Source organism: Streptomyces sp. NPDC058371, assembly GCF_042723265.1.
Taxonomy (GTDB): Bacteria; Actinomycetota; Actinomycetes; order Streptomycetales; family Streptomycetaceae; genus Streptomyces.
Genome location: NZ_JBHXJC010000003.1, coordinates 651,935 through 676,412, shown reverse-complemented (window position 1 = coordinate 676,412; position 24,478 = coordinate 651,935). Strand labels below are relative to the sequence as shown.

Here is a 24,478-nt window from a genome sequence, read left to right as displayed (position 1 = left end):
GGTACGCCCGCACTCGCTCCGTGCACATGTCGTGTCGCCGCCGTGGATGTGTCGTGCGGCAGTCGCCGCGGGAGAGTCCCGGTGGCGTCGGCGGCGGCGGCGAGGCCGCATGGTGGAGGGGGCAGGGATCCGCCATGGACGCGCACGGTGCTGCCGGGCCTGCGGCTGTGGGATGCGATCCTGATAAGCACCTTCGAATAGGCGTACGTGGTTCCATTCTCACCTGTGATCCATGTCTCAAGTCCTTCCATATGCGGCATTGGCATGTCGTATGGTGACCAGACGCCTGTAGCACCACACGGGGACCTTTGGCGCCAGTTCGATGCTGAAGGTCTCTTTTGTGTGCGGGCTGGTGTTCGCCAGCCTCGAAAGGAATGACCTGTGGCCGGGCCCCGAGCGCGCCGATGCGTGAAGGGGCGTGGATCCCGGTGGTCGCCGTCCGCCGCTTCGTGACCCGGAGCGGACTCCCCGTGGGCGTGGGGTGGACGGAGAAACCCCGCCGGTGCCGGCCGCCCCCCACCGGGCGCGCATGCTCCCCCAGACTCTCGGCCCCGCCCGAGCCAGGGGACCCCCAGGGCAGCCCGCCCCGACCAGCAAGGAACGACCATGGCGTCCAGCCTGACGAAGGACTCGGTCACTCCGGGCACCCCCGGTTCCGAGAAGTCCTTCTTCGGCCACCCCCGCGGACTGGCCACTCTCTTCATGACCGAGATGTGGGAGCGTTTCTCCTACTACGGCATGAGGGCACTGCTCCCGCTGTACCTCGTCGCTCCGGGCGGCCTGCACCTCAGTGCGGCGACCGCGACCGCGATCTACTCGGTCTACCTGTCCCTGGTGTACCTGCTCGCCCTGCCGGGCGGCTGGGTCGCGGACCGCATTCTCGGCCCCCGCAAGACGGTCGCCGTCGCGGGCCTCGTCATCATGCTGGGCCACCTCACCCTGGCCCTGCCGTCCTCCGGCACCTTCTACGGCGGCCTCGGCCTGGTCGCGATCGGTTCCGGTCTGCTGAAGGCCAACATCTCGACGATGGTCGGCCACCTCTACAAGGGCCCGGACGACCCGCGCCGCGACGGTGGCTTCACGCTCTTCTACATCGGCATCAACCTCGGTGCCTTCGCCGCCCCGCTGGTCATCGGCACCGTCGGTGAGAACGTCAACTGGCACCTCGGCTTCGCGCTCGCCGCACTCGGCATGGCGCTGGGCCTGGTCCAGTTCCTGCTCGGCGGCCGTCACCTGAGTGAGCGTTCCAGCGTCGTCCCGACGCCGCTGTCCGCCGAGGAGAAGGCCGCCACGCTGCGCAAGTCCGCGCTGTGGGCGGGCGTCGCGATCGTGTTCTACGCGATCGTCGGCTTCTCCGGCCACTACACGCTGAACTGGCTGCTGGTCCCGATCACGCTCGCCGGTCTGATCATCCCGATCATGGTGATCGCGCGGATCAAGCGGGACAAGGAGCTGGACCGCGTCGAGCAGTCGAAGATGTCGGCGTACATCTGGTTCTTCGTGGCCGCGGCCGTGTTCTGGATGATCTACGACCAGGGTGGTTCGACCCTGTCGCTGTTCGCCGAGAAGTCGGCGGAGAACAGTGTCTTCGGCTGGACGTTCCCGGTCTCCTGGTACCAGTCGGTCAACCCGGTCATGATCATGGCCCTGGCGCCGGTGTTCGCGTGGCTGTGGCTGTCGCTGAACCGGCGCGGCAAGGAGCCGAGCACGGCGGTGAAGTTCGCGTCGGGCCTGGTCCTCGTCGGCGCCTCGTTCTTCCTCTTCCTCGCCCCGCTGACGATCGCCGAGGGCGGTCACAAGGCGGCCGCGATGTGGCTGGTCGCGATCTACTTCGTGCAGACCGTCGGTGAGCTGACCGTGTCCCCGGTCGGCCTGTCCCTGACGACGAAGATGGCGCCCGCGAAGTACGCCTCGCAGATGATGGGTGTCTGGTTCCTGGCCGTCACCGCCGGTGACGCCACCACCAGCCTGCTCTCCATCGCCGAGGTCGACCTGAACAAGACGGGCATCGTCACCCTGGAGGCCACGCTCGCCGCGGTCGCCGGTGTCGCGGTGTGGATGTACCGCAAGAAGGTCAAGCAGCTGATGGGCGACGTCCGCTGACGCACCCACCGCCCGGACCGTGAACGGAGGGCCGCCGCACCGATCCGGTGCGGCGGCCCTCCGGCGTTCGCGGGACCTGTCGCCTCAGCGGGTACGCCGGTGCGGCAGGAACGCTCACCGGGTACGCCGGTGCCGAGGAACCCTCAGCGGGTACGCCGGTGCGGCAGGAACGTGAAGATCGCTCCGCCGAGGAGGACGACCGTGCCCGCGACCAGGCCCAGGGCCTTGAGGGCGCTGTGGCTCTCGGCGCCCGTCTCGGCGAGGCCGCCGCTGGACGACGTACCGCCGGACGTGGTGGTGCCGCCGCCGGAGGAGCCGCCGCCCGACGCGCCACTGGCCTGCTCCGCGGTGTCGAGGGTCAGGGAGACCTCGGCCTTCTCCGGGGTGCAGGTGGTCGTGGTCCCCAGGGCCTGCACCGTCAGGACGCCCGGGGCGAGGGTGGACTCACCGTTGGCGCCCGGTTTGTAGGTGCCGGTCAGGTCGGGGATCTCTATCGGGTCGCCGGACTTGATCGGCTTGGCGTTGGTGGGTCCCTCGACGTGGACAGTGCCCTTGTCCGCGCCGCCCAGGGCGACCTCCATCGACGGCTTCACCGAGTCCGCGGGGATGTCGGCCGGGCTGTCCATCACGGACTTCTTGAACTGGACGGTGAGGTCGAAACTCCCGCCGTTCTTCTTGGCGTTGATCTGCACGGGAGACGTGGCGTTCTTGTCGCCGATCGGCGTCTTGCAGGCGTAGGCCACGGAGACTTCCTTGCCGGTGAAGTCCGTCTGGCCACCGCCGCCGGTGGAGCCGCCCGTGTCACTCCCCCCGGAGCCGCTCGCACTGGCCGTCGGGGACGGCGAACCCGTCGGCACGGTCGGGGTCACGGTGGGCGTCCCGCCCGTGCCGCCGCCCGAACTCGCCCCGCCCGCCGCCACCTTGATGGTCGCCGCGGACTTCACCGTCTCCTTCGGGGAACACTTGGTGTCGGTCGACAGCGGCTTGCTGACGTTGATGTTGTACGTGTCCGGCGTCAGCGTCACCTCGCCCGCCGTCGTCAGCTTGAGTTTGCCGGTCATGTCGGACAGCTTCATGTCGCTGTTCTTGGGGATCGGCGGGTTGGTGCGCGGCCCCTCCATCGCGATGTCGGCCGTCTGCGCCCCGGCCGCCTTGAGGGTGCCGGTCGGCTTGACCGTGTCCTTCTCCAGGTCGAGGATGTCCGGATTCTTGGAGGCCCCCTGGACGAACTTCCAGGTGATCGTCACCTCGTCGCCGACCTTCGCCTCGGCCGGCGCCGTGACCTCCACCTTCGAGGTGCCCTCGACCGGGGGCAGACCCGAGATCGCGGGCGGAATGCACTCGGTCGCGTACGACACCTCGGCGGCCTGGGCCGGCGCCGCGGCCACCCCCAGCAGGATGCCCGCACCGGCCAGCATCAGCGCTGCCCCGGCCGCGCCCGTTCTCCGGCACCCCGCGCCGCTTCCCGCTCTCCGGCCGCCCGCCGGCAGAACTCTCCGTTGCGTGCTCACGTGTTTCCCTTCGTCGTGGGGCTGTTCTCTTGCGGTGCGGAGAGCTGACCGGCCGCCGGGGTGCCCGGATCGCTGTCCGGTGTGAACCACGGCAGAGTCGGAGTCGTGGACGTCCGGGCCCGCGCGGACGGGGCCGGGGACGATGTCGCGGGAGTGCTCAACCTGGGCAGCCGTACGGCCAGTTCGGGCAGCCGCAGTCCGCGGTGCCGGCCGCCGCGCCCCGGCCTGCGCGGCCGTACCCGCTCCACCAGGGCCATGCCGATCCGGAACACGGCCGCCGGCACGACGACGCACAGCAGGAGCCAGAAGAGGGTCACGCCCCAGGGGCGGCCGACGCCCCACGGCTGCTCGGCGAGCACCTTCCCGCCGTACTTCAGCGAGACCGAGTAGTCGCCGTGCGCCCCGGCGGAGAGCTCCACGGGCAGGGTGATCCGCGCCTTCTTGCCGGGCGCGATCGTGCCGCGCCACTGCTGCTCCTCCCACTGCGGGGCGAACACGCCGTGGGAGGTGCCGACCTGGAAGACCGGGTTCTTGATCGCGGACGTGCCGGTGTTGCCGACGGTGAAGACGAAGCTGCGCGAGGGAGGTGCGCCGAACCAGGTCAGCAGGCCGTTCGACCCGTTGAGCCGGGTGTCCGTCAGCACCGAGAGGCGTCCGCCGGTCTCCTCCCTCGGCAGCGGCTCGACCGAGTGGCCGGCGACCATGAAGATGGCGTCCGCCGCCGCCTTCTCACCGGTGACCGTGGCGACGTGCACCACGCACGGGCACGGCTTGGGCGGCTCGGCGACGGGCAGCTTCTTGCTGAAGTTCCCCTTCGCGTCGGTGGTGACGGCCCGGCCGTCCGCGTTGGCACAGGAGTTGGTGCCGCCGATCACGCCCCGGCTGGGCACGGACTGGCCGCAGATCAGCATCATCAGCAGTCGCTTGGAACCCCAGCCACTGCCGGTCACGGTGATCGAACCACCGGTCCCCGCCTGGGACTTGGACAGTTTGACGCCGGGCTTCTCCGGCGCCGCCGCGGAGGCGCCGGACAGGGGCACCAGGACGAGCGCGAGGACCGCAACCCACGCCGGAATTCGCGACTTCACTGAAATCCACCTCGCAGGGACGTTTCGGGCACGCCGTCCGACCTGCTTCTCCGGCCGGGGGTCCGGGGGGTGTCCCCCGGGTGAGCACAGCACGTCACCGCTCCCGTCAACTTGGCTTCCGTACGCGGTTGTTCGGGGTGGCCACCGGCCGTCGCGCGATGCCTTCGCCGTCGTACGACGAACAGGGCGACGACGGCCGCGAGGCCGACGCCGGCTCCCGCCAGGGGCGCCCAGGGCACGAAGCGCGCCGACGTGGACGCGGTGTCGCGTGCCCCGCCGGCCGCCGTCACGGTCAGCCGCACGTCGACCGAGTCCAGCGCCGGGCTGTCGGGCCACGGTTCGTGCAGCGTGATCCGGCGGCCGGGCAGCAGCTCCACGGGCAGGGTGCGCGGGGCACGGTCGAGGACGACTCCGAAGACGCCGCCCGCGTGGACCGCGAGCCGCGGCGCGAGGACGGTGTTGCCGCGGTTGACCAGCTCGTACGAGATGCGCGCGCCGGACACCGTGACGTGCTCGACGGTGAGCGCGGACAGCGTCGGGCCGCCGACGCGCAGCTGGACGCGGACCGCCGAGGACCGGCCGCCGCCGCTCGCCAGGATCGCGCCGGGATGGTCCCCGGGCACCGCGCCCGCCGGGACGCTCACGGTGAAGGGGACGTCGGCACGGGTGTGCGCCGGGACCCGCACCGAGACCGCGCGCACCGGCACCCGCCGCTTGCCCTCGGTCCCGGCGAAGCCGATCCACGCGCCGGTGTCCGTCGCCCGCTCGCGGACGGTGAAGCCGCCGCCCGCCGTGTTGTCGGCGTCCGCGCCGCGCAGCCGGACGGTGAGCGGCTTCGCGCCCGGGTTCAGCACGGACACCGCGTCCTGCAGCACGGTGCCCGGCTCGCCTTCCGCGTAGACGTACGGCCGCCCGTCCGCCGTGCTCGCGGCCGGCACGGCGGACCAGCTCCCGCCCGCCACGGCCGGCGGCGCGGCAGCCGCCAGCGTCAGGACGGCGAGACAGAGGACACGGGCGCAGGCGGGGGCGTACGGCATCGGCGGCTCCTGGTTGTCGTACGAGACGTCAGCGGCGTACCGCCTGATGCCTGCGCGTCAGCCACAGCGCACCGGCCGCACCCGCGAGCAGCACCGTGCCGCCGAGCGTGCCGAGGGCGATCGCCGAGTCCTCGGGGCCGGTCTGCGGCAGCTCGCCGGAGTCGGAACCGGTCCCCGCCTGGTCGCTGGGCGCCGCACCGCCGCCCGCGGCCGTGACGTCGAGGGTCAGCGAGGGCTTGGGGCTGTTCCCGGGGGTGCACGTCGTGGTCGTGCCGAGCGCCTTGATGGTGAGCACGCCCGCGGTGAAGGTGACCTTGCCGGTCTTCCCGGGTGTGTACGTACCCGTCAAGTCAGTGATTTTGATCGGGGTGTTGGCGGGGATCGCGGCCGCGTTGGCCGGCCCCTTCACGGCCACCGTGCCGCTCTCCGCGCCGCCCAGCTTGATGACGGCGCTGGGACTCATGGCACCCTTGCCGAGCTCCACCGGGCTGGAGGAGACGCCCTTCTGGAAGGACATGGTGAGCTTGTAGCCACTGCCGCTCTTGACGCTCTTGATGTCGATGGGCGAGACGGCGCTCTTGTCACCGATCGGCGTCTTGCACTGGTAGTTGACGTCCACCACGTCGGCCTGGGCGGCGGGGGCTGCCATCAGCACCGCCGAGCCGGCCAGGGCCGCGGCGAACGCGAGCGCGGCGGTTCGTTTCTGGTACATCCGGTACGACACCTCAAGTCCCCTCGTCGCCGAGATTTGCTGACGGCACATCAGATTTGGCGCTCAAAGTACGCCCGGGGACTTGGAGAGGGAAGACAAAGTGCGCGCCGGATCTGAGGAGATCCGACGCGCACGAGGCGACGCCCGAAGGGAGTTCGAACCGCGGGTAACCCCCTGATGGGAGTTGCGCGGAGGCCGGCGAGGGGCCGGGACGGCGGTCCGGCGGCCGGGGCGACGGTCCGGCGGCCGGGGCGACGGGCCGTCGGGCACGACGGGTGACGGCTCTGCGGCAGCGGCGTCCGGAGGTTGGCCGAAGGTGTCAGGCGGACGCCGCCGGGTCAGGCAGGTGAGCCCAGTTCGGCCCAGACGGTCTTGCCCGCGACGTCCTGGGTCCGCACGACTCCCCAGTCCAGGCACAGCCGCTGCACGATGAACATCCCGTGCCCGCCGGGCCGCCCGGCGCGATGCGGGGTGCGCGGGGCCGGCTGGCCGGTGCCGCGGTCGGAGACCTCGATCCGCAGCACCTTGTTGTCGCAGGCGATGCGCAGCTCGTGCGGGCCCCCCGCGTGCAGGCAGGCGTTGGTGACGAGTTCGGACACGACCAGCAGGACGTCCTCGGCGGCGGCCCGCTGATCGGCGGAGTCGGCCGGGAGCCAGCCCCACGCATACAGGGCCTGACGGGCGAAGTCCCGGGCGAGCGGGACTACTCCACTGTCGTCGTCGAAGGTCAGCCTGCGGGCATGGCGGCCGGTCGAGGGCACGGCCGCGCCCGCTTCGGACGCCCCGGAAGCGCCGCCTGCGCCCGGCTCCGGGCCGCGGTCGCCCGGCGAGTAAGGCCGGGTGGTGCTCATCAGCGCTTCACCTCACCGATTCACCAGTTCATGATTCAAGACTCGGTCTCAGTACGTTTCGATCAACGGCGCGACCGCCCCGCGGGCTGCCGACATACGTGGTGCCAACATATTCAGGATGTCTCCTGCCCGACCGATCCGTCCGAACACCCACTTATTCGGCACGGAAACTGTGACGCGGACAACGCGTCGGCCAGACAGGGGTATCCGGGGCACAACTTTGACGCAAACGGGCTGGTCAAGCTAGTCCGCCTGGTCGGCCAGGGCGGCGTCCAGCGTCTCGTGGACGGTGAAGACAGCCTCCGCCCCGGTGATCTCGAAGACCCTCGCAACCACGGGCAGCATGCCCGCCAGGTGCACCCCGCCCCCGGCGGCCTCGGCCTTCAGGCGCGCACCGAGCAGCACATTGAGGCCGGTGGAGTCGCAGAACTCCAGGCGTGAGCAGTCCACCACCAGGCGGGCGAAGCCCTTGGCGAGGCACTCCTCGAGAGGCTCGCGCAGCAGATCAGCGGTGTGGTGATCCAACTCACCTGCCGGCGTCACGACGGCGCTCCTGCCCTCTTCCCGCACTTCGACAAGAAGCCGGCCCGACTGTGCGCTGCCGACCGTCCCGCGGTCCATGCCGTCTCTCTCCCGACCGTCGTGGCTGTTGCATGTGCACTCGAACATTACGCCTTCCCCACGCACCCCGACACCCGAACAACCACACCAAAATGGACATTTCACAACGAAACGCACTTGCGGCGGTGTTGCGAAACCGGGTAGGGCTAGTAGGGACACCTAATCGACACGGCCGGCTTTGGAGGCGCCGCACACCGCAGTGCACGTATAGGCATCGGCGGCCATATGCCGAGAACGATGGAGGACATCATGTCACCCCGGCTCGACGAATCGCATACCCAGAGGGCGACGTCGACACCCCCTCCGGTCAGTCCGGAGAGCGGGCCCCTGGTCGAGTCTCCTGTGGAGTGCGACGGGCTCGCCGGCCTTCCGGAGATCCCTCCGTACGAGAAGGTGGGGCCGGTTGATGCACGGGCCCTGTCCAAGACACTCTTCGAGCGGCTGGAGTCCCTCGAGGAAGGCACGTACGAATACTCGTACGTCCGCAACACGCTCGTCGAACTCAACCTCGCCCTGGTCAAGTTCGCCGCCTCCCGGTTCCGCTCCCGCAGTGAGCCGATGGAGGACATCATCCAGGTCGGCACCATCGGTCTGATCAAGGCCATCGACCGTTTCGAACTGAGTCGGGGAGTCGAGTTCCCGACCTTCGCGATGCCAACCATCATGGGTGAGATCAAGCGCTTCTTCCGCGACACCTCGTGGTCGGTACGCGTCCCGCGCCGACTTCAGGAACTCCGCCTCGACCTGGCCAAGGCGGGCGACGAACTCGCCCAGCAGCTCGACCGTGCCCCGACGGTGGGAGAGCTGGCGGAGCGCCTGGGCATCACCAAGGACGAGGTCGTCGAGGGCATGGCCGCCTCGAACGCCTACACCGCCAGTTCGCTGGACGCCCAGCCCGAGGAGGACGACTCCGAGGGTGCGCTCGCGGACCGCATCGGTTACGAGGACCACGGGCTCGAAGGCATCGAGTACGTCGAGTCGTTGAAGCCGCTGATCGCCGAACTCCCGTCCCGGGACCGGCAGATCCTCTCCCTGCGCTTCGTCGCCGGCATGACCCAGTCCGAGATCGGCGAGGAGCTCGGCATCTCCCAGATGCACGTCTCCCGGCTGCTGTCGCGGACGCTGGTGCGGCTGCGGAAGGGTCTGACCGTCGAGGAGTGACGGGTCGGGTCCTGGCCCGCCGAAGTCGCCGAGGCCGTTGTCGAGCCGTCGACCGCGTCCGGCGCCCGCTGTTGGGGCGCCGGACGCGTCGCGTTCCGGGGGCCTCGGCCGGAGAGTCCCGAGCCGCTGCGCGGGCCGCGTTCCGGGCCTCGACCGGCGAATCCGGTCGGTATGAGCACCGGTGTCGGGGCCGGCCGACTGTGGGACTAGTCACAGCTTGGCATCGGGCGCGGTTACCCGCGGAAACCCCTTTTCTCGCAGGGAAGCCCTCCACCACCATGGGCACCCCCATACCCACCGGTACGCACAAGCCCCGGCGGGGAGTTGGACAGGGTGCGAGGAGGCGGGACATGGCTCGGGCCGGCCGGACCGACGACGACGAGGCCGATGCCGGGGGCGGGAGCGGGATGCACACCGCGGCGTCCGACGCTCGGCTCACCGAGCTGCTGCGTGCGGACACCCCGGCGGCGTATCCGGCGCTGCGCGAACTCCGCGTCCGGCACCGGTCCGCCGTTCTCGCCCATGCCCGGCTGTACACGGTGGACGAGCCCGCGGCACGCCAGCTGACCGCGCAGGCGTTCGCGCTCGCGGCCCGTGACGCGGCGCGCGGGATCGACCCGCGCGGGCCGTGGCGCCACCAGCTCCTGCTGCTGACGGGCCGCGCGGCCGTGTCCTGGGCGGCGGACGAGCGGGCCGCCCGGCTCGATCCGGGGCTGTTCGCCCGGCTCCATGAGTCGGGTCACCCGGGACCGACGGGCCTGCGCGGGTTCGGTGCAGCGGTGGATCCCCTCGGCCCCGACGACCTGGACGACCTCGGCAGTCCCCTCGGCTTCGCTCCGCACCGCGCCCTGCTTCCCGCTGCCGCGCACCGCCCCGGCGACCCCTTCGGGCCCGGGGGTACGGACGACGGCAGCCCCGACGTCCTGGTCCCGCCGATGCTGGACGCCTTCCACGCGCTTCCGGCCCGCGTCCAGGGCCTGGTCTGGTACGCCGTCGTGGACGAGGAACCGGACGAGAGGACCGCCGGCTTCCTCGGGTTCACCCGCGCGGACGTGACGTACGGGAAGGAGCCGGCTCTCCAGGCGCTGCGCCACTCCTGTCTGAAGACCCGCCTCGCCCGTTCCGGGAACCCGCGCTGCCAGGACTTCCGGCGGCTGATCGAGCAGGCGGTGCGCCCGGAGAGCCCCCGCCACAGCGCCGACCTGGACGCCCACATGGCGCACTGCGCGCACTGTGCCGCGGCCTACGAGGAGCAGGCCGCCCTGCGCAGCACCCCGCGCAGCGCGCTGGCGGAGGGTCTGCTGCCCTGGGCCGGTGCGGCGTACGTCATGGACGCCCGGGCGGGCCGGCGATCCGCCGCCGGCGCGGTGGCCGGCTGGGCCCGGGGGCCCTCGCGCCGCTACGCACTGGCCTCCGCCGCACTCGGCGTCGCCCTGACCCCGCTGCTGGTGTACCTGCTGTTCTCGGGTGGATCGGAGCCGGCCCGTACGGCCAGTGCCGTGGGTACGCCCCTGCCGCTGCCCGCGGTGACGGTCACCACCACCGTCTCCACGAGCCCGTCGCCCACGCGCACCACCAAGTCCCCGAAGCCCACGAGGACTTCGACGCCCTCGAAGACGGCGCGCCCCACTCCCCCCAAGCCGAAGCCGAAACCGAAGCCCACCCGGACCCCGCCGCACCCCCCGAACGGCACCTACGCCCAGGTGGTGAACGCGGACTCGGGCCTGTGCCTGGACATCCGCGACGGCGTGCTGGACCTGGGCACCGACGTCGTCACCGCCCGCTGCACCTCGTCCCGCACCCAGCGCTGGCGCTTCGACGCCCGTCGCGGAGTCCTCCAGTCCGCGGCCGACCCCGACTACTGCCTCGACAGCCGCGGCTCCACGGACCGGGGCGTCGGGATCTGGGAGTGCCGGGCGGTGGACAGCTCCAACGGCAGGAACCTGACGTTCCAGGTGGACGACCGCGGGCTGATCCGACCGGCCATCGCCCCGGACCACGCGGTCACTCCGTACGGCGACAGCCTGTTCCTGACCCGGGCGTGGGACCGCGACAGCCAGCGGTGGCAGGCGGGACGCGCGTGACGCGGGCCGGCCGACTGCCTCAGGGGCCCGGGCGCGGGCCGTCCTCAGTCCGCTGTCAGCCCCATGACCCCGGGGATCGCGGCGAACGCCCGGTCCATGTGTGCCGCGAGCTCCGCCCGGCTCCGGCCGCCACCAGGCGCTGACCAGTCCCTCAGGGCGCAGCGCCAGGCGGACAGCGTCAGCTCCAGCAGCAGCCGTATCTCCACCGCGCTTGCGCCCTCGATGCGGCCGGACAGGGAGGCGACCACGGTGTCAGTGACCTCGGAGCAGTGCTGGAGGCTGTGCGCGGTGAGCGCCGGGGTGCGGTCCGCCAGGGCGCGGCTGGCGACGAAACGGCGCTCCCAGCCGTCCGCCATGCCCTCCACGGCGGCGTAGAGCGGCGCCTCGCAGAAGTCGAGCAGGGGCCCGCCGGCCAGCGGACGGGCCTCGATGTCGGCGACGTAGGCACGCCACAGCTCCTTCTCCGGAGCCAGGGCCACGTCCTCCTTCGATGCGAAGGTGCGGAAGAAGGTGCGCTTGGAGACCTCGACCGCCTCGACGATCTCGTCGAGGGTCGTGGCCGCGAAGCCCTTTTCGGTGAAGAGCCCGAGCGCCGTCTCCACCAGCGCACCGCGCGTACGGAGCTTCTTGCGCTCGCGGAGCGGCAGTTCGCTCCAGCCCGGCGCCGCGGCGCGTGTCTCTGCTCCAGCCATGCCCGCAGTCTAGCCGTTTGCCGCCCGTACGCGTTCGCCCCTTGTTGCCTTATGCCACTCAGTGGCACTATCTCTTCCATGCGAGCACTCACGATCGACCACTCGGCTCCCGGACACCTCTCCCTGACCGACGTGCCCGACCCCGAACCCGCTCCCCACCAGGCCCTCGTCCGCGTCCGCGCCTTCTCCGTCAACTACGGAGAGGCGGGGTTCGTCGTCCCTGGCGGCGCGGACGGCACGGTCCCCGGCTGGGACGCTGCCGGGGTCGTCGTGCGTGCGGCGGCCGACGGCTCGGGACCGGTCGCCGGAACCCCGGTCGTCACCCTCGGGCCGGACGGGGCCTGGGCCGAACTCCGCGCCGCCGACACCGACTTGACCGGTGTGGTACCGGAGGGCGTGGACCTCGGAGCGGTCGGCACACTGCCGGTGGCCGCCGGTTCCGCGCTGCGCGCACTGCTCCGGCTCGGCCCGATCCTGGGCCGCCGGGTCCTGGTGACCGGTGCGGGCGGCGGCGTCGGCCGCTTCGCGGTGCAACTGGCGGCCCGGGGCGGGGCGCACGTGGTCGCCACCACCGACGATCCGGCCAAGGCCGGGCTCCTGCGCTCACTCGGTGCCCACGAGGTCGTACCGACGGCCGGACTGGGCGGCCTCGCGCCCGTGCACGGCGTCATCGAGCTGCTCGGCGGCCCGCACCTCGTCCACGCCTACGGGGCGCTCGCGGCGCACGGCACCCTGGTCGCGCTCGGCCACTCCTCCGGCACGGGGGAAGCGTTCCCCTTCGGCGCGTTCTTCGGCGACGCGGGCCGTCACAACCGCTCGATCACGAGCTACTTCCTGCTCGACGACTCCGAGGGCCTCGGCGCGGACCTGGAGTGGCTCGCCGCCCTTGTCGCACGCGGCGAGCTGGACCCGCAGATCGGCAGCCGCGACGACTGGACCCGGGCGGGCGAAGCGGTGGCGGCGCTGGCAGCGGGCAAGGTCGACGGCAAGGCGGTCCTCGACATACCGACGACCGCCTGACCCGGCGACCGGCGCTGTTCCGGGCGCGCCCGGCCGTGACGGCTCACCGCGTGGGCTGCCGCTCCCCCCGCCGCCACACGTCCGCGACCAGCGGGACTCCGGGCCGGTAGGCCAGGTGTACGTGGCTCGGCGCGTCGAGCAGTGCCAGGTCGGCGTAGGCGCCGGGGACGAGGCGGCCGACGTCGTCCCGGCGCAGGGCCGCGGCGCCGCCGGCCGTGGCCGACCAGACCGCCTCGTCCGGTGTCATCCCCATGTCGCGTACGGCGAGAGCGATGCAGAAGGGGACCGAGGACGTGAAGGACGAGCCCGGGTTGCAGTCCGTGGACAGGGCGACCGTCGCGCCCGCGTCCAGGAGGCGGCGGGCGTCCGGCCACTCGGCGCGGGTGGAGAACTCGGCCCCGGGAAGGAGCGTGGCGACCGTGCCGCCCTGGGCGAGGGCGTCGACGTCCGCGTCCGTGAGGTGCGTGCAGTGGTCCGCGCTCGCCGCGTCCAGCTCGACCGCGAGCTGCACGCCAGGTCCGTACGACAGCTGGTTGGCGTGGATGCGCGGGTGCAGGCCCTTGGCCCTGCCCGCCGTGAGGATCACGCGGGCCTGGTCGCCGTCGAAGGCACCCTTCTCGCAGAAGACGTCGATCCAACGGGCGTACGGCGCGCAGGCGTCGAGCATCTCGCCGGTGACGAGGGCCACGTACGCGGCCGGGTCGTCGGCGTAGTCGGGCGAGACGATGTGCGCGCCCAGGTAGGTCACCTCGTCGGTGTGGCGGGCGGCGATGCGCAGGGCGCGGGCCTCGTCCTCGACGGTCAGGCCGTAGCCGGACTTGGTCTCGAAGGTCGTCGTGCCCTGGCGGAGCGCCTCGCGCAGATAGCGCGTGAGGTTGCGCTCCAGGTCCTCGTCGCTCGCGGCCCGGGTCGCCGCGACCGTCGTACGGATGCCGCCCGCCGTGTAGCCGCGGCCGGACATCCGGGCGTTGAACTCCTCGGTGCGGTCGCCCGCGAAGACGAGGTGCGAGTGGGAGTCCACGAAGCCCGGGATCACCGCCCGGCCCTCGGCGTCGACCCGGTTGTCAGTGGCGGGTGCTTTGCTTGCTTCACCGATCCAGGCGACCCGGTCGCCGTCGAGGACGACGGCCGCGTCGTGGATCAGACCGAGGGGGGAATTGTCACCGAGGGAGGGGTCGTTGGTGACCAGACTGGCGATGTTGGTGATGACGGTCGTGCTGCTCATGGCGTCCTCGCGGGCCTTGTCGGCTCTGTCGGGGCTGGCGGGCGTGGCGGCCGTGTCGGGGCTGCCGGGGGTGACCGGTCTGACGGGGCTGTCCGGTCCGACGGCTCGGGCGTCGGCGGGAGCGCGGCGGGGTGCGGGGGTCAGCCGCGCAGGGCTTCGACGGCGTCCGCCAGCGCCGTCGCCACATCCGGTACGAGGGTGTGCGCACCGTCTCGTACGACCTGCCGGCCGGCCACGACGGTGTGCCGCACATCGGCCGCGGTCGCCGCGAATACGGCTGTCTCGGCCCCGAGTCGCGGCAGTGGCCCCGCGGTTCTGACCGAGTCGAGCGCGATCGTCGTGAAGTCGGCGAGCGCGCCGGGCTCCAGGGCGCCCGCGTCGTCCCAGCCGAGGGCCGCGTGACCGTCCGCCGAGGCGGCGCGCAGCAGTGCGGCGGCCGTCCAGTGGCCGCGGGTGCGGGAGCGCAGCCGCTCGTTCAGCTCCATCGCGCGGGCCTCTTCGAGGAGGTCGATCACGGCGTGGCTGTCGGAGCCGAGTGACAGGGGCGAGCCGGCCTTCTGCAGGGCGACGGCGGGTCCGATGCCGTCGGCCAGGTCGCGTTCGGTCGTCGGGCACATGCAGGTGCCGGTCCCGGAGCCGCCGAGCAGGGCGATGTCCTCGTCCGTGAGATGCGTGTTGTGGACGCCGGTCGTGCGCGGGCCGAGGACTCCGTGGTCGGCGAGCAGCCTGGTGGGGGTGCGGCCGTGCGCGGCCCGGCAGGCGTCGTTCTCCGCGGTCTGCTCGGACAGATGGACGTGGAGCGGTGCCCGCCGCTCCTCGGCCCACCGCGCCACGGTCGCCAACTGCTCGGCGGGCACGGCCCGTACGGAGTGGATGGCCGCCCCGATCCGTGCGTGATCCCGCTCCTTGAGAACTGCACAGCGTTCCGCCCAGGCCTCCGCCGACCCGTCGGAGAAGCGCAGCTGGTGGCGGTTCGGGGGCTGGCCGAAGCCGGCCGAGACATAGGCGGTGTCGAGGAGGGTGATCCGGATCCCGGCCTCGCCCGCCGCGGCGATCAGCGCCTCGCCCATGGCGTTGGGGTCGGCGTAGGGGGTGCCGCCGGGCGCGTGGTGGACGTAGTGGAACTCACCGACGGCCGTGACGCCGGCGAGCGCCATCTCGGCGTACACCGCGCGGGCCAGCGCGTGGTAGGTGTCCGGCGTCAGCTGGTCCGCGAAGGAGTACATGACCTCGCGCCAGGTCCAGAAGGTGCCGGAGCCGACCTGGACGGTCCCGCGCAGGGCCCGGTGGAAGGCGTGCGAGTGGGCGTTCGCGAGACCCGGGAGGGTGAGGCCGCGGAGGATCTCGGCGCCGGGGGGCGGGCCGTCGGTGCCCGTGGCGACGGTGGTGATGCGTCCGTCCGCCACCTCCAGGACGGCCCCCGGCTCGACATGGGTGTCGAGCCAGGCGTGCTCCAGCCAGTACGTCTGCGTCACCTGCAGGCCAGCCCTTCCAGTACGTCGGCGAGCGCGGTCACCCCGGCCTCGCAGTCGTCCTCGGCCGCATGTTCGGCCGGGGAGTGCGAGACACCGGTGGGGTTGCGCACGAACAGCATGGCGGTCGGGATCCTCCCGGAGAGGATTCCGGCGTCGTGTCCCGCGCCGGTGCCCAGGACGGGGACGGTCAGCCCCGCGTCCCGGTCCTTGCCCAGGATGCGGGCGAGTTCGTCCCGCAGGGCGTGCTCGAACTCGACGACGGGGGTGAACGACTCGCGGACGACGTCGAGCTCGACGCCGTGCGCGTCCGCGTACTCGCGGGCCGCCTTCTCGATGCCGGTGACGACCGTGTCGAGCGTCGGCTGGTCGGCGGCGCGGGAGTCGAGCCAGCCGCGGACCAGGGAGGGGATGGCGTTCACGCCGTTCGGCTCGACGGCGATCTTGCCGAAGGTGGCGACGGCGCCCGCGAGTTGGGCCTCGCGACGGGCCGCCAGGACCGTCTCCGCGTACGACAGCATCGGGTCCCGCCGGTCCACGAGCCGGGTCGCGCCCGCGTGGTTGGCCTCGCCCCGGAAGTCGAAGCGCCAGCGGCCGTGCGGCCAGATGGCGCTGGCGATGCCGACGCGGTCGCCGCTCAGGTCCAGCGCGCGGCCCTGCTCGACGTGCAGTTCGACGAACGCGCCGATGCGGGCGAGCCGCTCGGGGTCCGGGCCGATGGCGTCCGGGTCGTATCCGGCCTGTTCCATCGCGCGCGGCAGCGTCACGCCGTCCGCGTCCGTGAGCCGGTGCGCCTGCTCCACGGTGAGCTCGCCCGCGGTGAGCCGCGATCCGACGCAGGCGAGCCCGAAGCGGGCGCCTTCCTCGTCGCCGAAGTTGACGAGGGCGAGGGGACGGGTGAACTCGGCTCCGCGGCCACGCAGTTCGTCGAGCGCGGCGAACGACGAGACGACGCCGAGGGGCCCGTCGAAGGCTCCGCCGTCGGGCACGGAGTCCAGATGCGAGCCGGTGACGACGGCGTCACCCGCGGTGGGGTCGCCGAGCCAGGCCCACTGGTTGCCGTTCCGGTCCAGCTCGTAGGTCAGCCCGCGCGCCTCGGCCTGCGCCCGGAACCACGCCCGGCAGTCGGTGTCGGCCCCGGTCCAGGCGAACCTGCGGTACCCGCCGGAGGCGGAACTGCGGCCGATCGGCAGCAGCTCCGCCCACATGCTGTGGAAGGTCACGCGTCGTCACCTTCGCGCATCGGGATGCGGACACCGCGCTCGTCGGCGACGGTCTCGGCGATGTCGTAGCCGGCGTCCACGTGACGGATGACGCCCATGCCGGGGTCGTTGGTGAGGACGCGGCGGATCTTCTCGCCGGCGAGCTTCGTGCCGTCGGCGACGGAGACCTGGCCGGCGTGGATCGAGCGGCCCATGCCGACGCCGCCGCCGTGGTGGATGGAGACCCAGGAGGCACCGGACGCCACATTGACCATGGCGTTGAGCAGCGGCCAGTCGGCGATCGCGTCGGAGCCGTCGAGCATGGCCTCGGTCTCGCGGTACGGGGAGGCGACGGAGCCGCAGTCGAGGTGGTCACGGCCGATCGCGAGGGGAGCCGCCAGCTCGCCGGAGGCGACCATGTCGTTGAAGCGCTCGCCGGCCTTGTCGCGCTCGCCGTAGCCGAGCCAGCAGATACGGGCGGGCAGGCCCTGGAAGTGGACGCGCTCGCCGGCCAGCTTGATCCAGCGGTGGAGGGACTCGTTCTCGGGGAAGAGGTCGAGGATCGCCTTGTCCGTCTTGTGGATGTCCGAGGCCTCGCCGGAGAGGGCCGCCCAGCGGAAGGGGCCCTTGCCCTCGGAGAAGAGGGGCCGGATGTAGGCGGGGACGAAGCCGGGGAAGGCGAACGCGCGCTCGTACCCGGCGAGTTGGGCCTCACCGCGGATCGAGTTGCCGTAGTCGAAGACCTCGGCACCGGCATCCATGAAGCCGACCATGGCCTCGACGTGCCGGGCCATGGACTCACGGGCGCGGGTGGTGAAGCCGGCCGGGTCCTTCGCGGCGTACGAGGCCATGTCGTCGAAGTCGACGCCGACGGGAAGGTAGGCCAGCGGGTCGTGGGCCGAGGTCTGGTCGGTCACGATGTCGATGGGGGCGCCCTCGGCGAGCATGCGCGGGAGCAGCTCGGCGGCGTTGCCGAGCAGACCGATCGACAGCGGGCGACGGGCGTCGCGGGCCTCGACGGCGAGCTGGAGGGCGTGCTCCAGGGAGTCGGCCTTCACGTCCAGGTAGCGGTGCTCGATGCGGCGCTCGATGGCGCGCGGGTCGACGTCGATACAGATCGCGACGCCGTCGTTCATCGTCACGGCGAGCGGCTGGGCGCCGCCCATGCCGCCGAGTCCGGCGGTGAGCGTGATGGTGCCGGCCAGCGTGCCGTTGAACTTCTTGGCGGCGACGGCGGAGAAGGTCTCGTACGTGCCCTGGAGGATGCCCTGGGTGCCGATGTAGATCCAGGAACCGGCGGTCATCTGGCCGTACATCGTGAGGCCGAGGGCCTCCAGGCGCCGGAACTCCTCCCAGTTCGCCCAGTCGCCGACCAGGTTGGAGTTGGCGATCAGGACGCGCGGGGCCCACTCGTGGGTCTGCATGACGCCGACGGGGCGGCCGGACTGGACGAGCATCGTCTCGTCCTGCTTCAGGGTCCGCAGCGTGCGGACCATGGCGTCGAAGGAGCGCCAGTCACGCGCGGCCTTGCCGGTGCCGCCGTAGACGACGAGCTTGTCGGGGTGCTCGGCGACCTCGGGGTCGAGATTGTTCTGCAGCATCCGCAGGGCGGCTTCCTGCTGCCATCCCAGGGCGCTCAGTTCCGTACCGCGCGGCGCTCGGACGGGGCGGGGTCCTGACATGGTCTGCCTCCTGGCGGACTGCCGCACGCGGGCGGCATGCGGATAGTTGCAGTGGTTATTCACATCCTGGACTCCTGAATAGAGCTAGTCAATACGTTCGTACCTCAGCGCGGGCGCGCCGCGGGTGTTTGGCTGGGATGCATGGGCGCGGAAACGGACACGACGGGGGATTCGGTGGGCAACGGGGTGGAAAGGACTGCGGCGTCTTCGGGGGCGCATTCAGCGGGTGGGGGCGAGCAGGACGGCGACCGGCTCACCCGGCGGGACGACGCCGTACGGGCCGCCGTGGAGCAGGGGCTTCTCGGGGCGGCGACCCCCATCGCGGCGCTCCTCGACGTCTCCGGCATCCGGGCCTCGGCGGCCGCTCTGCGGGCCGCGTTCGAGACGGTGACCGCGCCGGGCACGCCGGTGCTGCACGCGTTCGCGGTGAAGGCGACCCCGCTCGTGCCGGTGCTGCGGCTGCTGCGCGAGCAGGGCATCGGCGCCGAGGTGGCGAGCCCCGGCGAGCTGGCCCTGGCCCGCGCCGCCGGCATCCCACCGGCCCGGACCGTCCTGGACTCGCCCGCCAAGACGGCGGCCGAGCTGCGCGAGGCGCTGGCGCTGGACATCGCCGTCAACGCGGACAATCCGCAGGAGCTGGCCCGCATCGACGGCCTGGTGCGCTCGGCCGCCACCCGCTCGCCTCTCGGGATACGGGTGAACCCGCAGGTCGGCGGCGGTTCCATCGAGGCACTGTCCACGGCTACGGCGACCTCCAAGTTCGGGGTCGCACTGCGGGACGAAGGAGCCCGCGAGTGGATCGTCCAGGCGTATCTGGACCGGCCCTGGCTGACCCGGCTGCATGCGCACTCCGGCTCGCAGGGCATGCCGCTCTCCCTGCTGGCACAGGGCGTGGCGGAGACGTACGCGCTCGCCGAGGAGATCAACCGGCGGATCGGCCGGCAGCAGATCGACACCCTCGACATCGGCGGCGGGCTCCCGGTCAACTTCGGCTCCGAGGCCACGGCGCCGACCTACGCGCAGTACGCGCGTCTGCTCGCCGAGGCCGTGCCGGGGCTGTTCGACGGGCGGTACGGGCTGGTGACCGAGTTCGGGCGCTCGCTGCTCGCCAAGCACGGGACGGTGCTCGCCCGGGTCGAGTACACGAAGAGTGCCGGGGGCCGGGCCATCGCGGTCACCCACGCAGGTGTGCAGATCGCGGCCCGCACGGTGTACGCACCGGCCGCCTGGCCGCTGCGGATCGCCGCGTACGACGCGAAGGGGCGCCCCAAGCCGGGTCCCGACGTCGTGCAGGACGTCGCGGGTCCCGCCTGCTTCGCGGGGGACCTCCTCGCCGAGGGCCGCGCGCTCCCGCTGCTCGAACAGGGCGACCACGCGGCGGTGCTGGACACCGGCGCGTACTACTTCGCCCACCACTACGCGTACAACTCCCTGGCCCGTCCGGGGATCTACGGCTTCGCTCCGGACGGTGACGGCGGGGTGCGCTTCGCGGTCGTCAGGAAGCCGCAGACCCTCGACGAGATCGTGGCGGAGTCGGGCGGGGCGTATGCCGCGGGGCTGACCGGGCTGTAGCGGGGGCTTCGCGGGCGGGCTGGGGCGGTCCGCTGATCCCGGGGTGCCGATCCTCGGGGCGCCGACGCTGCCGGGGTCCCGGGGTCCCGGCAGGCTCCACGCGACCGCGACCGCGACCGCGACCGCACCCGCACCCGCACCCGCACCCGCACCCGGGCAGCCTTGTTGGAGGGCAGCCCCGGCATGGTCAACTTGCCGGTAATTGAGGGCAGTTGACCCACCTTAGCCAGTCCGGGCATGTTCCACTGGAAAATGCCGGAACCCTCACCCCTCGTGCACACGTTGCGTAGCCTCTGCGTCACTCAGCCGAACCCGAGGCGGGAGGGGACAGGGTGCCCGGAATCGACGAGTGCCTGCTGGAAGCCATGAGGCTGCCCGGTGCGCGGGGCGCGGCGGTGGTCGACTGGACCAGCGGGCTGGCGCTGGGCACGGCCGGGGACGCCCCGGGCGGCGACCACGAGACGACCGCGGCGGAGGCCGCGGAGCTGGCCCGGCTCGCCGCGGAGCACCACGCGTTCGCGCCGGCCGACGGCTCGGACTGGTCCGACCGGGAACCACCGGTCGAGGACCTGATCATCAGCAACCGCGACAGCTATCACGTGCTCCGGTTCGTGCGGACCACGTTCGACAGCAGCGTCTTCCTGCATCTGTGGCTGGCCCGCGCGGACGGGAATCTCGCGCTGGCCCGCATCAGACTCGGGGAGATGGCCGGACGGCTGGTGCTGGGATGAGCACGGTCAGAACACCTCCTCCCCCGCCCGTCCCCGCGCGGGACGACTCGCAGGACACCGGAGCCCGGGACGACTCGCAGGACACCGGAGCCCGGCACGACTCGCAGGGCGCCAGAGCCCGGGACCACGCGCAGGACACCAGAGCCCGGGACCACGCGCAGGGCAACGGAGCGCGCAACACATCGCAGGGCCCCGAAGTCCGCGACAACGCTCAGGACACCCGAGCCCGGGACAAGCAGACCGGTCCCGGTGGGGGCGTCTCGCCCATGCTCAGCCGGCTCGCCGCCGAGCGGGCCACCGGCGTGCTCATGCGCGAGCGCGGCACGCTCTACCTCTGCGACGGCGAGGTGGTGCACGCCGAGAGCCCGGCGACCCCCGGCCTCGACGTCCTGCTCACCGTCCGCGGGGCCCTGCACGCCGAGGTCTGGCGGCAGGCGGTCGCCGAGGCCGGAGCGCACCGCCGGGTCGGGCGGTTCCTGGTCGACAGCGGCCGGATCGCCGAGGGCGCACTGGAGCTGTGCCACCTCGGGGCGCTGTACGACGCGGCGTACTTCGTGCTCGGCCCGAGCAGTTCCCCGGCCCGCTTCCGCTACGGAGCGGCGCACTGGCTCGGCTCCGTCCGCCCGGTCCCGGTGGCCGCGCTGGTGCGCGAGACGCTGCGCCGCCGTGAGCTGCTGCACCGCATCTGGCCCGACCCGGTGACCGACACCGCCCCGCTGGTCCGCTCCCGTGGGCTCGCCGAACCGGCGCTCTCCCCGCGCCAGAAGGCCGTACTGGACCGGGTGGACGACGCCCGCACCGCGGCGGAGATCTCACTCGACCTGGGCCGTCCCGCCTTCCACACCCTGGTGGACCTGCGCCGGCTGGCCGCCGCCGGGTTCGTCACGGCGGCGCACGCGCCGAGGCAGGCTCCCGAACCCGTCCTGGCCGCCCTGCTCACCCAGACGTCCGACAACCCCGATGTCGCCCTGCTGCGCCGGCTCAGAGACGCCCTGGAGGCCCTGTGATCCGCGCGCTCCGACAGCGTGCCGAAAGGAGACTGCTGATGGCGGCGGAGACCGAAGTACTCGAAGAACTGCGCCGGTTGAGAGCCCGGGTACCGCAGGTGACCGGTGCGCTCGCGGCCAGTACCGACGGACTGGTGCTGGCCCACGACACCCCCGGAGTGGAGCCGGAAGGCGTCGCCGCGCTCACCGCGGCCGCACTCGGCGTCGCCCTGCGGATGACGGACGCCACCGGGCAGGGCGACTTCCGCGAGCTGCTCGTGCGCGGGGTGTACGGCTATGTGGCGACGTACGCGGCCGGCGGCTCGGCCGTACTGACCCTGCTGGCGCAGGACCGGGCCAACGTCGGCCGGCTCCATCTGGAGGGACGCCGGGCCGGCACCCGGATCGGTGAGCTCGTGGACGCCGCTACGGCACGCGGCGAACCGGCAGGACCGGCCCGGGCCCCCGCGAAGCCGGCCACCCGGAGCACCGGCACCCGGACCAGGACCCCGCGCGCCGCGCCGGCCGCCCGTACTCCGCAGACCCCTGCGGCCAAAGCCCCCACCGGCAAAGCCCCTACCACCACGGACAGTTGAAGGGACAGACACCATCATGACCAATACCGAAACGGCGTTGAAAGAGGCACTGGCGTCCATCGAGGGCGCGACGGGAGCCGCGCTCGTCGACTACACCAGCGGAATGGCCCTCGGCACGATCGGCGGCAGCAAGGGCTTCGACCTCACGGTCGCCGCGGCCGGCAACACCGACGTCGTACGCGCCAAGCTCCGCACGATGGAACACCTCGGCCTGAAGGGCGATATCGAGGACATCCTGATCACGTTGAGCGACCAGTACCACCTGATCCGGCTGATGAAGGGGCGGGGCGGCAACGGCCTCTTCCTGTACCTGGTCCTCGACTCCAAGCGGTCCAACCTCGCGATGGCCCGGCACCAGTTGAAGCGGATCGAGGCGGACCTGGAGGTTTGACTTGCTCCTCGCCCTGAAGGGCGAGGATTCTGGCCTTCTCTACCGGTTGCCGTGCCGCTACGCGGCACGGTTTCCGGCCGGGAATCCGTGGCTTCCTGTTTCTTCGCGCTGTGCCAGAACAGGTTCTGGTCTTACCGGTGCTCCGCAGGCTGATACCGCCAGTCCGGCGGCCATTTCGACGTTGATCGCGGCGTTGTGATCCCGGTCGTGGACGGTGCCGCAGGCGGTACAGGTCCATTGGCGGACGGACAGGGGTTTGGGGCCGTCCGCGGCGCCGCAGGTGGAGCAGGTCTGGGAGGTCGGCTCGAACCGGCCGATCTTGATCAGGGTGCGCCCGTACCGTTCCGCTTTGTATTCCAGCATGTTCACGAACGCCGTCCAGCCGGCGTCGTGGACGGACTTGGCCAGCCTGGTACGCGCCCGTCCCGCCACCGACAGACTCTCCACGGCGATTCCTTGGTTCTCGGAGATCAGCCGGGTGGAGAGCTGGTGGTGGAACTCTGTGCGGGCGTCGGTGACCTTGGCGTGGGCGCGGGCGACCTTGAGGCGCGCCTTCTCGCGGTTCTTCGATCCCTTCTGTTTGCGGGACAGTTCCTTCTGGGCCTTCTTCAACTTCTTCTCCGCCCGGCGCAGGAACCGGGGCGAGTCGATCTTCTCGCCGGTGGACAGCACGGCGAAATAGGTGAGCCCGAGGTCGATGCCGATGGTTTGGTCGGTGGCGGGCATCGTCGCGGCGTCGGCGGCGGGGTCGGCGGCGGGGTCGGTGTCGATGACGAACGAGGCGAAGAATCTGCCCGCACTGTCCTGGAACACGGTGACGGAAGTGGGGGTGGTGGGCAGCGTGCGGCAGCCCAGCCCGGCTCCGCCGGAACGACACCGCGACGCTCCGCGCCGCAGACGTGAGATTCGCTTCACCCCCGGGGTGAACCCCGGGGCGCTGCGAATGAATCCTGGTAGCGGCGTACCCGAGGGTGCGTCGCAGGCCGCGGGAGGCACCGCGCCGCGGTGCCTCCCGCGGCCCGGAAGACCGGAGGCGCGGACCCTAGACGAGGGCGTCCGTGCGCCGGCGGGAGCCGCCCGGCGCCGCGTCACCCGCGGCGATGCCGGTGGAGCGGTACGTCTTGACCCGCTTGCCCGCGGGCGCGCCGTCACGTCGGCCGAGCCAGTCCACGCGCACCCACAGCAGGGCCTGGCCGGCGCGCTCGCGGCGACCGAGCCAGGCGGCCTTCAGCCACAGGCCCGCGGCTGCGCCGGCCAGCAGCAGACCGCCCGCGGCGGGCACGGCGAACGAGCTGCCGAGCGCGGCGACGAAGGCGAGCAGCAACCACCAGCGGTGCCCCCGGCGCCAGTTGCGTACGGACACGGCACGGTCCTGGAGCACGTCGTGCTTGCCCGCGCGGGCCGCGGAGCGGGCCAGCGACACATACCGCTTCCTGCGCGTGTACGTCACGACGGCCGCCGCGACGATGAACAGCGCAGCCCCGGCCATGACCCCGATCCGGCGCCCCGTCACCCCCGGCGGCAGCACGCCGATGCCCGCCGCGAACACTCCGCACCACCACAGCGGTGCCGCTCCGGCCCTCACGACGACCGCCACCCGAGCCAGTCCCTGCCCTCCGCGCGCCACGCTCGTCTCCCGTCTCCCGCCTCCGCCTGTTCCGGCGGGCAGGTTAACGAGGGAAGGTGAAACGAATCTGAGAAACCACGGCCACCCGAAGACTCCGGGCCCTCCGCCCAGTAC

General features: G+C 72.1%; 21 protein-coding genes and 1 pseudogene. 9 read left to right on the top strand and 13 right to left on the bottom strand.

All coding sequences use genetic code 11. The features are described from left to right. Positions 1-606 precede the first annotated feature (606 nt). Positions 607-2,103, top strand: coding sequence for an oligopeptide:H+ symporter (locus tag ACFWM2_RS14515; protein ID WP_383278150.1), 1,497 nt, complete (start codon positions 607-609; stop codon positions 2,101-2,103). Positions 2,104-2,246: 143 nt separating this feature from the next. On the opposite strand, the gene ACFWM2_RS14510 is transcribed toward ACFWM2_RS14515, so the two are convergent. From ACFWM2_RS14510 to ACFWM2_RS14485, 6 genes are all read right to left on the bottom strand, one after another. After that, positions 2,247-3,521 (bottom strand): hypothetical protein, encoded by a 1,275-nt coding sequence (locus ACFWM2_RS14510; RefSeq protein WP_383278349.1) that lies wholly within the window; start codon positions 3,519-3,521, stop codon positions 2,247-2,249. An 89-nt stretch (positions 3,522-3,610) separates the two neighbouring features. Next, on the bottom strand, positions 3,611-4,708 hold the full coding sequence (locus ACFWM2_RS14505) for a hypothetical protein (RefSeq protein WP_383278346.1): 1,098 nt from the start codon (positions 4,706-4,708) through the stop codon (positions 3,611-3,613). Continuing rightward, positions 4,699-5,739 (bottom strand): hypothetical protein, encoded by a 1,041-nt coding sequence (locus tag ACFWM2_RS14500; protein WP_383278147.1) that lies wholly within the window; start codon positions 5,737-5,739, stop codon positions 4,699-4,701. Before ACFWM2_RS14500 ends, ACFWM2_RS14505 begins: the two co-directional genes overlap by 10 nt. 28 nt (positions 5,740-5,767) lie before the next feature. After that, positions 5,768-6,451, bottom strand: coding sequence for an LPXTG cell wall anchor domain-containing protein (locus ACFWM2_RS14495; protein WP_383278145.1), 684 nt, complete (start codon positions 6,449-6,451; stop codon positions 5,768-5,770). Between the two features lie 338 nt (positions 6,452-6,789). Beyond that, positions 6,790-7,302, bottom strand: a complete 513-nt coding sequence (locus tag ACFWM2_RS14490; RefSeq protein ID WP_383278142.1) for an ATP-binding protein — start codon at positions 7,300-7,302, stop codon at positions 6,790-6,792. Between the two features lie 243 nt (positions 7,303-7,545). Beyond that, a complete protein-coding gene (locus ACFWM2_RS14485; RefSeq protein WP_383278139.1) occupies positions 7,546-7,923 on the bottom strand; it encodes an STAS domain-containing protein in 378 nt (125 codons plus the stop codon). Between the two features lie 249 nt (positions 7,924-8,172). On the opposite strand from ACFWM2_RS14485, the gene ACFWM2_RS14480 reads away from it, so the two are divergent. Both ACFWM2_RS14480 and ACFWM2_RS14475 read left to right on the top strand, forming a co-directional pair. Next, positions 8,173-9,084, top strand: coding sequence for an RNA polymerase sigma factor SigF (locus ACFWM2_RS14480; protein ID WP_383278343.1), 912 nt, complete (start codon positions 8,173-8,175; stop codon positions 9,082-9,084). Between the two features lie 407 nt (positions 9,085-9,491). After that, on the top strand, positions 9,492-11,168 hold the full coding sequence (locus ACFWM2_RS14475) for a ricin-type beta-trefoil lectin domain protein (protein WP_383278340.1): 1,677 nt from the start codon (positions 9,492-9,494) through the stop codon (positions 11,166-11,168). Between the two features lie 44 nt (positions 11,169-11,212). Here the strand turns inward: ACFWM2_RS14475 and ACFWM2_RS14470 are convergent, their stop codons facing one another. After that, positions 11,213-11,860 (bottom strand): TetR/AcrR family transcriptional regulator, encoded by a 648-nt coding sequence (locus ACFWM2_RS14470; RefSeq protein ID WP_383278136.1) that lies wholly within the window; start codon positions 11,858-11,860, stop codon positions 11,213-11,215. 78 nt (positions 11,861-11,938) lie between these two features. Between ACFWM2_RS14470 and ACFWM2_RS14465 the strand changes: the two genes are divergently transcribed. Next, positions 11,939-12,880: a zinc-binding dehydrogenase gene (locus ACFWM2_RS14465; RefSeq protein ID WP_383278133.1), complete on the top strand. Its 942-nt coding sequence runs from the start codon at positions 11,939-11,941 to the stop codon at positions 12,878-12,880. A gap of 43 nt (positions 12,881-12,923) precedes the next feature. Here the strand turns inward: ACFWM2_RS14465 and hutI are convergent, their stop codons facing one another. From hutI to hutU, 4 genes are all read right to left on the bottom strand, one after another. Then, entirely contained in the window at positions 12,924-14,105 is a 1,182-nt protein-coding gene (hutI, locus tag ACFWM2_RS14460) for an imidazolonepropionase (protein WP_383278130.1), read from the bottom strand. Positions 14,106-14,245: 140 nt separating this feature from the next. Beyond that, a complete protein-coding gene (locus ACFWM2_RS14455; RefSeq protein ID WP_383278127.1) occupies positions 14,246-15,580 on the bottom strand; it encodes a formimidoylglutamate deiminase in 1,335 nt (444 codons plus the stop codon). Then, entirely contained in the window at positions 15,577-16,800 is a 1,224-nt protein-coding gene (locus tag ACFWM2_RS14450; RefSeq protein ID WP_383278125.1) for an allantoate amidohydrolase, read from the bottom strand. The genes ACFWM2_RS14455 and ACFWM2_RS14450 overlap by 4 nt, the downstream gene beginning before the upstream one ends. Then, positions 16,797-18,461 carry a urocanate hydratase gene (gene hutU / locus ACFWM2_RS14445; RefSeq protein WP_383278122.1) on the bottom strand — a complete coding sequence of 555 codons (1,665 nt, stop codon included), beginning with the start codon at positions 18,459-18,461 and terminating at the stop codon, positions 16,797-16,799. Before hutU ends, ACFWM2_RS14450 begins: the two co-directional genes overlap by 4 nt. 141 nt (positions 18,462-18,602) lie before the next feature. Here hutU and ACFWM2_RS14440 point away from each other — a divergent pair, with 141 nt between their 5' ends. The 5 genes from ACFWM2_RS14440 (at position 18,603) to ACFWM2_RS14420 (ending at position 22,737) form a co-directional block, all read left to right on the top strand. After that, positions 18,603-20,033, top strand: coding sequence for a diaminopimelate decarboxylase (locus ACFWM2_RS14440; RefSeq protein ID WP_383278119.1), 1,431 nt, complete (start codon positions 18,603-18,605; stop codon positions 20,031-20,033). Between the two features lie 332 nt (positions 20,034-20,365). Beyond that, positions 20,366-20,764: a hypothetical protein gene (locus ACFWM2_RS14435; protein WP_383278116.1), complete on the top strand. Its 399-nt coding sequence runs from the start codon at positions 20,366-20,368 to the stop codon at positions 20,762-20,764. A 266-nt stretch (positions 20,765-21,030) separates the two neighbouring features. Then, entirely contained in the window at positions 21,031-21,771 is a 741-nt protein-coding gene (locus ACFWM2_RS14430) for a transcriptional regulator (protein WP_383278337.1), read from the top strand. Positions 21,772-21,809: 38 nt separating this feature from the next. Next, entirely contained in the window at positions 21,810-22,346 is a 537-nt protein-coding gene (locus tag ACFWM2_RS14425; RefSeq protein ID WP_383278113.1) for a roadblock/LC7 domain-containing protein, read from the top strand. Between the two features lie 16 nt (positions 22,347-22,362). After that, complete coding sequence (locus ACFWM2_RS14420; protein ID WP_383278110.1) at positions 22,363-22,737, top strand: hypothetical protein; 375 nt, start codon at positions 22,363-22,365, stop codon at positions 22,735-22,737. Positions 22,738-22,794: 57 nt separating this feature from the next. Here ACFWM2_RS14420 and ACFWM2_RS14415 read toward each other — a convergent pair. Both ACFWM2_RS14415 and ACFWM2_RS14410 read right to left on the bottom strand, forming a co-directional pair. Further along, positions 22,795-23,583, bottom strand: a pseudogene (locus tag ACFWM2_RS14415) (RNA-guided endonuclease InsQ/TnpB family protein); the annotation flags it as partial. Positions 23,584-23,779: 196 nt separating this feature from the next. Next, positions 23,780-24,364 (bottom strand): hypothetical protein, encoded by a 585-nt coding sequence (locus ACFWM2_RS14410; protein WP_383278107.1) that lies wholly within the window; start codon positions 24,362-24,364, stop codon positions 23,780-23,782. Positions 24,365-24,478: the final 114 nt, after the last annotated feature.